Annotated in this window: 13 protein-coding genes; 8 read left to right on the top strand and 5 right to left on the bottom strand. The window is 35.6% G+C overall.

What is annotated here, in order from left to right:
• Nucleotides 1-39 precede the first annotated feature (39 nt).
• The gene (gene tsaB / locus CHRYMOREF3P_RS13885) at nt 40-714 is read left to right on the top strand and encodes a tRNA (adenosine(37)-N6)-threonylcarbamoyltransferase complex dimerization subunit type 1 TsaB (RefSeq protein ID WP_180564870.1); all 675 of its coding nucleotides are present in this window, start codon (nt 40-42) and stop codon (nt 712-714) included.
• 66 nt (nt 715-780) lie between these two features.
• On the opposite strand, the gene CHRYMOREF3P_RS13880 is transcribed toward tsaB, so the two are convergent.
• From CHRYMOREF3P_RS13880 to CHRYMOREF3P_RS13865, 4 genes are all read right to left on the bottom strand, one after another.
• Complete coding sequence (locus CHRYMOREF3P_RS13880) at nt 781-3,366, bottom strand: tetratricopeptide repeat protein (protein WP_180564869.1); 2,586 nt, start codon at nt 3,364-3,366, stop codon at nt 781-783.
• Nucleotides 3,367-3,516: 150 nt separating this feature from the next.
• Entirely contained in the window at nt 3,517-4,080 is a 564-nt protein-coding gene (locus tag CHRYMOREF3P_RS13875) for a Maf family nucleotide pyrophosphatase (protein ID WP_180564868.1), read from the bottom strand.
• Nucleotides 4,081-4,088: 8 nt separating this feature from the next.
• On the bottom strand, nt 4,089-4,607 hold the full coding sequence (locus CHRYMOREF3P_RS13870; protein WP_047380044.1) for a KdsC family phosphatase: 519 nt from the start codon (nt 4,605-4,607) through the stop codon (nt 4,089-4,091).
• On the bottom strand, nt 4,597-5,346 hold the full coding sequence (locus CHRYMOREF3P_RS13865; protein ID WP_180564867.1) for a Rossmann-like and DUF2520 domain-containing protein: 750 nt from the start codon (nt 5,344-5,346) through the stop codon (nt 4,597-4,599). Before CHRYMOREF3P_RS13865 ends, CHRYMOREF3P_RS13870 begins: the two co-directional genes overlap by 11 nt.
• A 182-nt stretch (nt 5,347-5,528) precedes the next feature.
• Between CHRYMOREF3P_RS13865 and CHRYMOREF3P_RS13860 the strand changes: the two genes are divergently transcribed.
• The 5 genes from CHRYMOREF3P_RS13860 (at nt 5,529) to lepA (ending at nt 10,196) form a co-directional block, all read left to right on the top strand.
• Nucleotides 5,529-6,080, top strand: coding sequence for an RNA polymerase sigma factor (locus CHRYMOREF3P_RS13860; RefSeq protein ID WP_047380042.1), 552 nt, complete (start codon nt 5,529-5,531; stop codon nt 6,078-6,080).
• Nucleotides 6,081-6,098: 18 nt separating this feature from the next.
• Nucleotides 6,099-6,641: a hypothetical protein gene (locus CHRYMOREF3P_RS13855; protein ID WP_077413215.1), complete on the top strand. Its 543-nt coding sequence runs from the start codon at nt 6,099-6,101 to the stop codon at nt 6,639-6,641.
• 6 nt (nt 6,642-6,647) lie between these two features.
• A complete protein-coding gene (locus CHRYMOREF3P_RS13850) occupies nt 6,648-7,157 on the top strand; it encodes a hypothetical protein (protein WP_180564866.1) in 510 nt (169 codons plus the stop codon).
• Nucleotides 7,158-7,257: 100 nt separating this feature from the next.
• The gene (locus CHRYMOREF3P_RS13845; RefSeq protein WP_180564865.1) at nt 7,258-8,277 is read left to right on the top strand and encodes a hypothetical protein; all 1,020 of its coding nucleotides are present in this window, start codon (nt 7,258-7,260) and stop codon (nt 8,275-8,277) included.
• Between the two features lie 122 nt (nt 8,278-8,399).
• Entirely contained in the window at nt 8,400-10,196 is a 1,797-nt protein-coding gene (gene lepA, locus CHRYMOREF3P_RS13840; protein ID WP_077413212.1) for a translation elongation factor 4, read from the top strand.
• Nucleotides 10,197-10,249: 53 nt separating this feature from the next.
• On the opposite strand, the gene CHRYMOREF3P_RS13835 is transcribed toward lepA, so the two are convergent.
• On the bottom strand, nt 10,250-10,891 hold the full coding sequence (locus CHRYMOREF3P_RS13835; RefSeq protein ID WP_077413211.1) for a DUF1579 domain-containing protein: 642 nt from the start codon (nt 10,889-10,891) through the stop codon (nt 10,250-10,252).
• A gap of 123 nt (nt 10,892-11,014) precedes the next feature.
• On the opposite strand from CHRYMOREF3P_RS13835, the gene CHRYMOREF3P_RS13830 reads away from it, so the two are divergent.
• On the top strand, nt 11,015-11,710 hold the full coding sequence (locus tag CHRYMOREF3P_RS13830) for an NUDIX hydrolase (protein ID WP_034694004.1): 696 nt from the start codon (nt 11,015-11,017) through the stop codon (nt 11,708-11,710).
• 328 nt (nt 11,711-12,038) lie between these two features.
• Nucleotides 12,039-12,581, top strand: a complete 543-nt coding sequence (locus CHRYMOREF3P_RS13825) for an NADAR family protein (protein ID WP_180564864.1) — start codon at nt 12,039-12,041, stop codon at nt 12,579-12,581.
• Nucleotides 12,582-12,602 lie beyond the last annotated feature (21 nt).

Below are 12,602 nucleotides of genomic sequence, written 5' to 3'. Positions count from 1 at the left end.
TATTAAAAGCAATTTTGCTGTTTAGCTTAAAACAAAAAAATGAAAATTCTATATCTGGAAACATCTTCCAAAAACTGTTCAGTAGCGGTATCAGACAATGAAAAACTGCTGTGTGTATGTGAAGAAGTTTCTGAAAATTATAAACAATCTGAAAGCCTTCATACCTATGTAGAATGGGCGTTGGAAGGGGCTGGAATTGCTCTTAAAGATATCGAAGCCGTTTCTTTGGGGAAAGGTCCCGGATCTTACACAGGCTTGAGGATTGGTGCAGCCTCTGCAAAAGGATTCTGCTATGGTCTTAAAGTTCCATTGATTGCTATAAACTCCCTTGAAAGCATGATAGAGCCCTTTTTAGACAATAACTATGATTTTATAGTGCCTTTGATTGACGCGAGGAGAATGGAGGTGTATACGGCCGTTTATGATGGAAATACGGGAAAAGAATTATCTGAGACCGAAGCCAAGATTTTGGAAGAAACTTCTTTTGAAGAATTCAGAGATAAAAAAGTATTGTTTGTAGGTGATGGTGCCAAGAAAGCAAAAGAGATTCTGAATCTTCCTGATGCTGTTTTTAACGAGAATGTGTATCCTTCTGCGAAATATCTTATCAAAAAGACATTGGAAAAAATAGGAAATAAAGAATTTGAAGATATGGCTTATTTTGAGCCTTTCTATCTCAAAGATTTCCATGGAGTAAAGAAGAAGAACCCGTAAGATTATTAGTTCAAATAATAAATAACTGCATAAAAAAAGCGAAGAGTAGATCTTCGCTTTTTTATTTTATTGAGGTCTTGGCGGTGCCTTTGACCCAGGTTTGGTTTCTGTTGATTTTTTATTTTTTTGCTGCTGCTGGTCAGGATTTCCCTGTTGTGGAGTAGGATCCATATTCAGAGTTTTTGTACTGATATTTTCCAGCTTTTGTACTTTTCCATTGTTCATTTGCGGAATGCCGGTGTTCTGGGCATTAGGTTGTACAGGTGCTCCTGCGGGTTGTTGAGGGACGGCATTTCCTTTATTATCCGTTGCCTGGAAGCTGAGGTCGCTTTTCAGATAAATCAACATTTCTTTAGCTCTTATCCCTTCAGGAGTTTTAGAATAATTCAGGGCAATCTGTTCAAGCTGCAGAATCATTACTTCCTTTCCACTGGATTTTCCTGCATTGAATGCATTGAGCAGGTACAATTTAGGAACTAGTGCATCTTTAGGAAATTTTTGAAGAGTCTGATCTATGACCTCCTTACTTTCCAAAAATTTTTCCGATTCAAATAAGGCATATGCTTTTTTATATTCATTTTCAACTTCCTCCGTTGATTTTACGAACGATTTGTTTTTAGGATTTCTGGCAAATTCAGCATAAGAAGTGTAAGGATAATCCGCCAACAGAATTTGTTTCGCTTTTTCAGATGCCTGTGGATTTTTCTCATAATTCATGGCAAAAATTTCATACAATGCCTGTAGCATTACCTTTTCTTCCGGTTTTACATCTACAAGATCATACAGCGTTTTTGTCGCCAGGGGAGTGTTGGTAAAATAATTCTGATACATGATTCCCAGACCTAATGAAGCGGTATCTCTGTCCTTTTTCAATTGGGATAATTTACCCTGATCTGTTGGGATCTGCTCAATATAGTAAGAAGGTTCAAAACGTCTAGGATTAGGTGCTGAAGTTACCCCCAACGCTTCATTCTTCATATCTTCAATGGAAGCCATTTTCTTGGAAAAACGCCAGTTATCAGCAAGAGCACGATCTCCCCAAACTTGTTTAAAGGTAGAGGTTCCTTTGCTTACAGTACCGGTATTTCCGAAGTAAAATCCTTTGGTAGTTACTCCGAAATCCTCAAAAGCATTGGAGCTGTTAGCAAAAATAGAATTAGCGCTATAATCTCCGGTATCAAATCCTTTGTTCCTTTCTGCGCGTCTTCTTTCCTGTTCCTCTTTTTCTTCTTTAATCTTTAATTTTGCTATATATTTTGTGAAATAGTCTGTTTTCTGGCCTTCATCCATCTTTGCCAGTGAAAGAATACTGTCATTCTTTTTGATCAGATAATAATTCCTTGAAATCTTTTTGATGTAGGCAGACTGATCTTTTAAAAGGATTTTTGATGGCTCATACGTCATTACGGCAAGCGCAGAATCATAATAGCTTCCGGCCCCGATGTAATCATTCTTGTCAAGATAGCTTTTTCCTATTTCGTAATAAGCCAATCCACGGATCTGAGGGTCAGACACCTTTTCAAACAGTGATTTTCTGAAGAATTGCTGGGCTTCTTCTTTTTTTCCTGCTTTGTTGGCCATTAAGCCTAAAGCATAATAAAATTCATTTTTTCTGGAACCATAAGTACCTTTTTTACTGATTCCTTCCAGATAGTTTTTGGCTCCGGCATAGTCACCTTTACCATTAAAAGTTTTAGCAATGGCAATCTGAGATTTTACTTCAAATTCAAAATCATTGGCATATTTATAAGCTGCGGTATAGCTTTCTCTTGCTTTATCATTCTGGTTCAGATTTTCTAAAACCTGGCCTCTCAGATAAGCAATTCTACTCTTTAGTTTTCTGTTGCTGTTCAGTTCAAAAGCTTCATCAAGCTCTTTGGCTGCCTCTTCCTTTTTACCTGCATCCAGCAGAGATTCAGAATAATAGATGCTCAGCAGTTTTGCATAGCTTTTATTAATGTCTTCTCCTTTCAGTTTAGCAAAAGTTTCATGAGCTCTGTGATAATCTTTGATTTGGTCATAGGCAAGCCCCTGATAAATTCTTGCCAGTGCAATTCTTTTATCGTCTTTCATATGGGTGAACACATAATTAAGAGCATCCAGCGCTTCCAGGGATTTACCTCTATAAATTCTCGCTTGGGCAAGAATCATATAGGCATCGAAAATCTGCTTGTTTTTTTCTTCACCATTTCTGGTCACAGAATATTTATTAATCGCTTTTAAAGCTTTTGCTTCCGCAATTTCAAGTGTAGTAGCACCTTTACCTTGTTCTCCTTCAGGCCTTGCAGGGGTATTTCCCTGAGGTCCGCCAGGGATATTCGGCACTCCGGAATTTCCTCTTCCTGAAGGTTTGTTGGCTACTTCAGCCATTTTCATGGAGTTTTCGGCAAAAGCCTCTGATTGTCCAAGATCACTTCCCAAAGGTTGTTCTTCATAGGTAAGAATAGGTATATAAGGAGCATAAAAATTGTCTTTATGTCCCTTATCTCTGGTTGTAAACTCACTGTTTAACGCATCTTTCGCATTAAAAAGAGTGTTGTAATATGTGGAAAATCCTTTCAATAGTTTTGATCGCTGCTCCGGCTTTTTTGTTTTGGTAGCACAGGAAGCAACAAGGCATATCACTAAAAGGAATAATATATTCTTTTTCATTATTCAATTATAACTTGCTAATCTGCTTTTTATTATCAGCAGTTTGATGATTTTGTAAAAATAATAAAATTTTATAATGAATAATATTTATATTTCTTGTGGAAATATTTTATTTCTTCTTTAACTGATATTCGAAACTTCAATAATTTCTTAAATCAGGGAGGTTTCTTTCAATATTTTATAAACAAGATGAGTAGGAAGTCCCATAATGGTATAAAAACTTCCTGTAAGGCTGGTGATCTTTGCCATTCCCAGCCATTCCTGAATACCATAGCTGCCCGCTTTATCAAAAGGCTTATAGTTTTGAACGTAATAGTTTATTTCCTCATCGGAGAGCTCATCAAGTGTAACGTCAGCAACATCAGTTTCTGTAATGGATTTATCTGCAGTTTTGATGGTGATTCCTGTATATACCTGGTGAGTTTTTCCGGAAAGGCTCTGAAGCATTTTGTAAGCATCAACTTCATCTTTTGGTTTCCCAAGAATCTGATTGTCAATGGCTACAACAGTATCAGCGGTCAGCAGAACTTCATCTGCTTCCAAGTGTCTGAAAGCATCTGCTTTTAAATCAGATAGATAAGCTGCAGCTTCTTCTATTTTTATATGTTTTGGAAGAATTTCTTCACAGTCTATTTTTACAACTTCAAATTCAAAACCCAGGTTGGAAAGAAGCTCCTTTCTTCTTGGCGATTGAGAGGCTAAAAGTAATTTCATACCAGTAATTATACAGATTGAGTATTATCGTCATGCCAGTTTCCCTGAACCTTCATCACCTGTTCAATCACATCGCGTACTGCTCCGGTTCCTCCTTTTTTCGGGGAAATATAATCGGAGATTCCTTTTACTTCAGGAACTGCATTTTCAGGACATGCCGCAATAGCCGAACTTTCCATAATATGAATATCCGGAAGATCATCACCCATAGTCAGGATTTCTTCATTTTTAAGATTGTGTTTTTTCTTAAAATCTTCAAAATCATCTATTTTGTTGTGGGATTTCGGATAGTAATCCTGGATACCCAGGTAATTGATTCTGTGTTTTACCATTTCATCATTTCCACCGGTAATCACTCCAATCAAATAATTGTTTTTTAATGCTTTCACTACTGCATATCCGTCCAGAACATTCATTACTCTGCACATATTTCCTCCGGGAAGAAGATAAACACTTCCGTCTGTGAAAACGCCGTCAACATCAAATACAAATGCCTTAATATCTTTTAATTTCTCTTTATAACTCATACATTTCCTGAATAGAATGATTCATTGTTTTATAAATTTTAAGACTTTCGTCTTTTAATAACTGTTCATGCAGCTGTAAAATTCTTACATCATTTCTCACTGCAGGGCCGGTCTGTGCCTGTTTGGGTTCAATTTCATAAATTTTCTGAACCGTTTCATCAATCAGCGGTAAAAAATAATCAAACGGAATATCCTGAGAATCCGAAATTTCTTTAGCTCTTGAAAAAAGATGATTCACAAAATTACAGGCGAAAACAGCCGTTAAATGAATATATTTTCTTTTTTCGTGGCTGCTTTCCATTACTTTCTCTGAAATCTGTGAAGCGAGATCAAGCAATATTTTTTGATCTCCCTCATTTTCTGCTTCTATGAAGAATGGTATTTTTTCATACTCCAGTTCTTTTGATTTTGAAAAAGTCTGCAAAGGGTAGAAGCTTGCTTTCCTGTACTCACCAGACAAAGCTTCTTTTGGAAGTGATCCTGATGTATGGGCAACCAAACAGTCTTTTCTGGAAATACTCTTTGAAACTTCTTCTATAGAATTATCACTGACACAGACGATATAAAGATCTGCTTCCTCCAGATGATCTGTGGAATAAGGAATATTTAATTCTTCTGAAATCTTACTCAATTCTTTTTCGTTCCTGCCAAAAATCTGGGCCAGGGGAATACTTTTCAAAGTGAAAGCTTTTGCCATATGATAGGCAACATTTCCGGAACCGATGATTACAATTTGCATATAACAAATATAAGATTTTAAGCTGAGCCGGAAAAGGAAGATGTCCTCAGAAATCTCACACTTCAATATAGGCACGTTTATTGCGTAAGTGTCTCATATTATTTTAAATATTTAAATTGAAAATTGAAGTTTTAATTTAACTTTCAGTTATTTTTGTAATCCAAAACAATGTAAGGCATCTCATGAAGATTAAGGACGCGGAAATTATTTCGTTGATGCAGAATCCACGGACCCAGGATAAAGGTGTCCGGGCCTTGATGGATGCCTATCAAAGCAGATTGTACTGGCATATAAGAAGAATTATTGTGGACGGAGATCTTGCACAGGATACTTTGCAGGAAACTTTTATTAAAGCTTATCAAAATTTTCATCAGTTCAAAAATGATAGCCAGTTGTATACCTGGTTGTACAGAATTGCAACCAACGAAGCATTGCAGCAGGTGAATAAAATGAAGAAGATGCAGAAAACTGATGAAGATCCGGAGTATCACATGCAGAATCTTGTAGCTGATAATACGGAAGGAGATGCCGAAGAAATACAGCTTTTGCTGCAGAACGCCATACAAAGCCTGCCCGAAAAGCAGAAACTGGTATTTATGATGCGGTATTATGATGATTTACCCTACGAAGAAATATCAAAAATTGTAGATATGTCGGTAGGAACATTGAAAACAAATTATCATTATGCCAAACAAAAAATAGAAGATTATATTAAAGAAAATTACGAAAGATAATTTTTTGACCCAACAAAGATGAAAGAGTTCGACATAGAAAAATTAGAGCGTAAAAACATTTACACAGTTCCTGATAATATGTTTGAAAATATTCAGGAGAACGTTATGAATGATATAAAGACAAGTAAAAAAGCACCTGTCTTTAAGCTGAACTGGATGTATGCTGCAGCGGCATCACTGGCTTTGATCTTTGGAGCAACTTATGTTTTTAATTCAGATAATGATTCTACGCAAAAAGGATTGAATTCTGAAACAACATATACAGCCAATACCAAAGAACCAAAAACAGAGGGCGAGCTTGCTTACGAAACTTTAAAATCTGATTTAACTTCTGTTGAAAATAATAATCAAACAGTTGGAAATCAAAAGAGTAACAATGTTTATGCTTCTAAAAATGTAAGCGAAACTGAAAAAACAATCGAGACACCCAAACCGGTGAAAACCGTGAATAAAAAAGTAGAAACACAAATGAATGAATATCTGGACTCGTTTTCTAACTCTGAAATTGCAGAGCTAGCAAGTAATTCGACTCAGGACGTTTATTTGGATATTTATAATTAAAAGAAAATGAAAAAGATATTATTGACGTTTTTGATTATTTATGGCTTTGGATTAAATGCCCAAAGGAGTGATTACGACTGGAAAAAGATGGACCCTAAGGAAAGGAAGGAAGTCATCAATAATCTTTCTCCGGAAGAGAGAAAAGAGCTCCTGAAAAAATTCAGGAACAATATGATTATGGATAATCTGAATGTCGATCCAGGTGATAAAGCCGAATTTACACAATTGTATAACGAATATCTGGATAGCCAAAAGCAAATCAAAAGTCAGTTTAATTCAAGCTTTGATCCTGAAACTCTAACGGATGAAGAAGCAAAGGCCAAATTGCAGCAAAGCTTTGAAGTAGGACAAAAACTGTTAGATAACAGAAAAAGATATGCAGAAAAAATGCAGCAGGTAATTCCCTGCCAGAAAGTTCTGAAGTTGTTTCAATCCGAGAAAATGATGAAGGATAAAATGGATGAAAGAAAACCTCACGGAAACAATAATGCTTCGGGACCTAGACAAAACCCATAATAGTTTATTTTTTTAATGTTGGACGGCTCTTACAGATCTTTCTGTGAGAGCCGTTTAATTTTTACAACAAAAAAAATTACTTTTACCAGAAAGTTCACATATGAAAAAAACACTTTTCTTTTTATTATTTTCGATGGTATTATTGGGACAGAAAATAGAAACAATTGATCTTTCAAAATCTATTAAAGATAATAAAAACTCTATTAAAAGTTTTACGGTGATAGATCAAAGAGCAAATCAGGAAGTCGGAATGGTCATGTATCATAAAGACGAGGTGAAAATTATTTTCGAAAATAATGCCGGCAAAGACATAACAGATTGGTTTTATAAATACAATCCGGTAAGAGGAAATGATGACATGGTTCTTTTGCTGGAAAGGTTGAATATCTCAGAAGACAAAAAAGAAAAATACTCTATCGGAAAGCTTGAATTAAGAGCAAGTACATTTATTAAGAAAGAAGATGGATATCATTTTATTGACAGAAAAGATACAATAGCAACAGTTTCATCACGTATAACGCCCTATTTAGCCCAAAGCCTGTCCAGAAAAGCGACTTTAATTCTTACTGATCTGTTTAAAGAATCTTATAAAGGAGAACCATGGGAATTTAGTGTTTCAGAAAGTGATCTTCCTAGCTATTGCTCTCTATTAAAAGAAAAACTTAGCATCCTGAATGCAAACGAATTGAAAGAAGGGGTGTACAAAGATTATTACAGCTTCTTTATCCATAATCCTGAACCCGGATTTACTTTGCAGGCTAATGATAAAGGAGTGGTGACAAAAGCAGTAAAAGGAGAGGAGAAAACGGGGATAAGACATTTTTACGCTTTTGTGTATAAAGGAATAGCATATAAAAATATTCCTGTTGGTTACACTGAGATTTTTAAAGATGAGAACGGTGTTTTTATTGAAGTAACAAAAGCAGAACTATTTCCTGAAACAACTGCAAGTGGTGTCACCATTGGAGTTGCTGCAGGTGGTTTGGTTGGTGGTGTTATTGGCGCGGTCATAGATGTTAGTCTCTCAAATAAAAAAAAGAATACTTTAGGCCCCAAAGTTTATCTTGATCCTTTTACAGGAAATTACCTGTTGCCGGAAGACTTTGGTAAAACCAAATAATATTGAAAAAGGGAAAAATTGAGCTTCTCTTCCTATTGTTATCTGTGTTTCAGTTAAAAGAAAGAATTAGAATGAAAAATTCTCTTGCATTTTCTTATCTTTGCAAATTACAAGATTCTTAAATGAAAAACATACGAAATTTTTGCATAATCGCTCATATCGACCACGGTAAAAGTACCCTGGCAGACCGTCTATTGGAGTATACGAATACCGTTACCCAAAGAGAACTACAGTCTCAGACGCTTGATGATATGGATTTGGAGAAAGAACGTGGGATTACAATCAAGTCGCACGCCATCCAGATGGATTATGAGTATAAAGGAGAAAAATATATTCTAAACCTTATTGATACACCGGGACACGTTGACTTTTCTTATGAAGTTTCCCGTTCTATTGCTGCCTGTGAAGGAGCACTTCTTATTGTTGATGCTGCACAGAGTATCCAGGCACAAACCATCAGTAATCTATACCTGGCATTGGAAAATGATTTAGAAATTATTCCAATTCTTAATAAAATAGATCTTCCGTCAGCAAACCCTGAAGAAGTAACCGACGAAATTATGGGCCTTTTAGGGTGCAAATATGAAGATGTTCTTAGAGTTTCTGGAAAAACAGGTGAGGGGGTTCATGATTTGCTTGAGCAGATTGTCAACAGAATTCCTGCTCCGGTTGGAGATCCCAATGCTCCGTTACAGGCACTAATCTTTGACTCTGTTTACAATCCGTTCAGAGGAATTGAAGCGTATTTCAAAGTAGTAAACGGAAGTATTTCTAAAAACGAGAAGATAAAATTTTTCGCGACTGGAAAAGAATATGGTGCTGATGAAGTGGGAACTTTAAAACTAAAACAGGTTCCGAAAAAGACAATTGAATGTGGTGATGTAGGGTATATTATTTCCGGGATTAAAGATGCAAGAGAAGTGAAAGTGGGTGATACCATTACCTCTTTTGTGAATCCTGCTGCTGCTGCAATTGACGGTTTTGAGGAAGTAAAACCAATGGTTTTTGCAGGAATTTATCCTATTGAATCTGAAGATTTTGAAGAATTGAGATTCTCATTAGAAAAATTAAGACTGAATGATGCTTCTTTGGTGTTTGAACCCGAAAGTTCTGCAGCATTAGGTTTTGGTTTCCGTTGCGGATTCTTGGGAATGCTTCATATGGAAATCGTGCAGGAACGTCTCGAAAGAGAATTTAATATGAATGTAATTACTACAGTTCCCAACGTTTCGTATCACGGGTATTCTAAAAAAGATCCTGAAACGGCAATGTTAATCAACAACCCATCTGAAATGATTGATCCCAATCTTTTAGACAGAGTTGAAGAGCCTTATATAAAAGCTTCTATTATTACCAAATCGGATTTTGTGGGTGCAGTAATGACGCTTTGTATCGAGAAAAGAGGGGAAATTGTAAACCAAAGCTATTTAACAGCAGACAGGGTGGAATTAACATTCAATATGCCTTTGGCTGAAGTTGTTTTTGACTTTTACGATCGTCTGAAATCTATTTCAAAAGGATATGCATCATTTGATTATTCCCCAATCGGAATGCGTTCTTCTAAATTGGTGAAAATGGATATCCTGATCAATGGTGACATGGTAGATGCACTGTCTTCATTGATTCACGATTCTAATGCTTATTACATTGGTAAAAGAATGTGTGAAAAGCTTCGTGAACTGATTCCTAGACAGCAGTTTGATATTGCAGTTCAGGCAGCATTGGGAGCCAAAGTAATTGCTAGAGAAACCATTAAAGCCTTAAGAAAAGACGTTACCGCAAAATGTTATGGTGGAGATATTTCCAGAAAACGTAAGCTATTGGAAAAGCAGAAAGAAGGTAAGAAGAAAATGAAACAGATTGGTAGAGTAGAAGTCCCGCAATCGGCATTCATGGCTGTATTAAAACTAAATGATTAATTCATTATAAAATAAAAACCGCTTCAGATGAAGCGGTTTTTTTATTTCCTGATTTATTTTTTACGGGTATATTTTATTTCCATGGTTTTGTACTCTTTGCCTGTTTTGGAATCAGGGCCGTACATTTCCAGTTTTTGATTATTATCATCTACAAATGTGAAAACTTCTCTGAAATCACAATCTTTTCCTGGTCTTGAAGGGTCAGTCATTTTTCCTTTAAACTCAACTGATTTTGTGGATGCATTCCATTCTCCTTCTCCATGCATGATTCCCGTTCCCATATTGTCTATCCATGTACTGATAAACTTCTTCTTTGAGTTGTCATATCCTACAATACTCATCCCTTCAAAAGGCATTCCCATAAAGTCACCTTTGTGATTAGTGATCTGATAACGTCCACCATACATCATTTTATTGGTTGCCTCGGATTTACTCATCATAGGTTTTGCTCCGTTTTCCATCCACATTGTTGTTTCTCCAGTCCAGGTTCCATCAGATTTGGCCAGCATTTTGTGCATTTCTCCAGGAGTAGAATACTCCATCCAGGCTTTCATAGCTGTTGCAGAATCTACAGGTTTCCATTCAGAGGTCGAAGTAGAATCGGCTTTGTCAGTAGTATTAGCAGCAGTAGTTTTTCCTTTCTCACATGCTGTTAATAAAAAAGCAATAAAAAGAATTGTTAATACATTTTTCATAATGATTTAGTTTTAAGATGGTTAGAATGATAACTTAAAGATAGGAACTTTTATTATAACCGAAATTATTTTTTAATTTGAGCATAAATCGTAACTTTGTGTATTCGTAACGCAAATTAATTTATGGAGTCTCCAAAAAAATTACAGGATATAAAAGTGGCTGTAGATGCCGTTATTTTCGGATATTTTGATAAAAAAGATCTTCAGATCCTTCTGATTAAAAGAAATATTGAACCTTTTAAAGGTGGATGGGCTCTTCCGGGAGGACTTGTTCTTGATGATGAAAGCGTAGATGACGCCGTAAAAAGAGAACTCTATGAAGAAGCAGGCATAAAACCCGATTTTCTGGAACAACTCTACACATTTGGTAATCTGGGTCGCGATCCGAGAAACAGAGTAGTTTCTGTAGCATATCTGGGCCTTGTGAACCCATCTTACCATGAATTGTTTGCAGATTCTGATGCTGAAGACGCACAATGGTTTAGTATTAATAAACTTCCTTCAGTTGCTTTTGATCACAAAACAATCATTGAGACTGCCTTAAAGAGACTTCGTACAAAAATTCAATACCAGCCGATCGGTTTCAATCTTCTCAACGAAGAATTTCCTTTTTCAGACCTTGAAAATCTTTATAAAACCATTGTAGGACAGGAAATCGACAGAAGAAATTTCCGTAAGAAAATCATGAGTTACGGACTGTTGAACGAAACGAATAATGTTAAAAAAGAAGGAAGCGGCAGACCTGGAAAGCTTTTTACTTTCAATAAAGAAAAATATAAAGAGCTTGAAGAACAGGGTTTTTATTTTGAAATTAAATAGTTTTAAACACAAATTTCATAAATTAGTTTACACTAATGGTCACAAATGCATAGGAGAAAAAAAAGAATTATATAAGAAAAATCACTCAAAATACATTCAATAGGAACGGGCTTTAGTCCGTTTTTTTATGATCAAATTCTATCAGTTTTAGCCTAAATCAATTAAAGATTAGGATCATTTGTGATAAAAATAAGCGTTATCCGTGTTTTATAAAATAAATTTTTGCAATTGAAAATCAGTAGGTTATGTACATTAGCGTAAAATTAACACAAACAAATTTGGTGCAAAGACTGATAATATTTTAAATTTGTGTAGAAATAACGCAATAATGAAATACACCATACAAAATATTACAGAACGGTTTCAGAAGAAAGAAAGGATAAAATTTCTCTTTTTCTGGGGACATACGGCAAAAGATATGGTAACCAAATCATGCTTCAGCCAATGGTTTCCCGGAAAATTTGAAGAAAACGGGATCATTTATAAAACGGCAGAGCACTATATGATGGCCGGAAAAGCAAGGTTATTTAATGATCCTGAAACGGAAGAAGAAATCTTAAAGGCAGCTACTCCTAACCAAGCAAAAGCTTTAGGCCGAAAAGTAAAAAACTTTGATCCGAAACTTTGGGATGATTATAAATATGAAATTGTAACTCAGGGAAATCTTTTGAAGTTTTCTCAAAATCAGAAATTTAAAGACTTTCTTTTGTCAACCGGAGATAAAATTCTTGTGGAAGCGAGTCCTTATGACAGAATCTGGGGAATCGGAATGCTGGAAACAGACAGCAGAGCAGAAAATCCTTTATTATGGAACGGAGAAAATCTCTTAGGATTTGCTTTAATGGAAGTAAGAGATCAATTAAAAAACTAAAACACATCACCAATACAAAAT

The organism is Chryseobacterium sp. JV274 (assembly GCF_903969135.1).
Classification (GTDB): Bacteria; Bacteroidota; Bacteroidia; order Flavobacteriales; family Weeksellaceae; genus Chryseobacterium.
Note: the sequence above shows the minus strand (reverse complement) of the source record. Positions and strands in the feature narration are given on the sequence as shown.

What these genes read in the sequence shown, in the direction of transcription:
- CHRYMOREF3P_RS13870 (WP_047380044.1), bottom strand. Translation starts at nt 4,607, where the DNA reads ATGAGTTATAAAGAGAAATTAAAAGATATTAAGGCATTTGTATTTGAT.
- CHRYMOREF3P_RS13825 (WP_180564864.1), top strand. Translation starts at nt 12,039, where the DNA reads ATGAAATACACCATACAAAATATTACAGAACGGTTTCAGAAGAAAGAA.
- tsaB (WP_180564870.1), top strand. Translation starts at nt 40, where the DNA reads ATGAAAATTCTATATCTGGAAACATCTTCCAAAAACTGTTCAGTAGCG.
- CHRYMOREF3P_RS13850 (WP_180564866.1), top strand. Translation starts at nt 6,648, where the DNA reads ATGAAAAAGATATTATTGACGTTTTTGATTATTTATGGCTTTGGATTA.
- CHRYMOREF3P_RS13865 (WP_180564867.1), bottom strand. Translation starts at nt 5,346, where the DNA reads ATGCAAATTGTAATCATCGGTTCCGGAAATGTTGCCTATCATATGGCA.
- CHRYMOREF3P_RS13835 (WP_077413211.1), bottom strand. Translation starts at nt 10,891, where the DNA reads ATGAAAAATGTATTAACAATTCTTTTTATTGCTTTTTTATTAACAGCA.
- CHRYMOREF3P_RS13880 (WP_180564869.1), bottom strand. Translation starts at nt 3,366, where the DNA reads ATGAAAAAGAATATATTATTCCTTTTAGTGATATGCCTTGTTGCTTCC.
- CHRYMOREF3P_RS13855 (WP_077413215.1), top strand. Translation starts at nt 6,099, where the DNA reads ATGAAAGAGTTCGACATAGAAAAATTAGAGCGTAAAAACATTTACACA.
- CHRYMOREF3P_RS13875 (WP_180564868.1), bottom strand. Translation starts at nt 4,080, where the DNA reads ATGAAATTACTTTTAGCCTCTCAATCGCCAAGAAGAAAGGAGCTTCTT.
- lepA (WP_077413212.1), top strand. Translation starts at nt 8,400, where the DNA reads ATGAAAAACATACGAAATTTTTGCATAATCGCTCATATCGACCACGGT.
- CHRYMOREF3P_RS13845 (WP_180564865.1), top strand. Translation starts at nt 7,258, where the DNA reads ATGAAAAAAACACTTTTCTTTTTATTATTTTCGATGGTATTATTGGGA.
- CHRYMOREF3P_RS13860 (WP_047380042.1), top strand. Translation starts at nt 5,529, where the DNA reads ATGAAGATTAAGGACGCGGAAATTATTTCGTTGATGCAGAATCCACGG.
- CHRYMOREF3P_RS13830 (WP_034694004.1), top strand. Translation starts at nt 11,015, where the DNA reads ATGGAGTCTCCAAAAAAATTACAGGATATAAAAGTGGCTGTAGATGCC.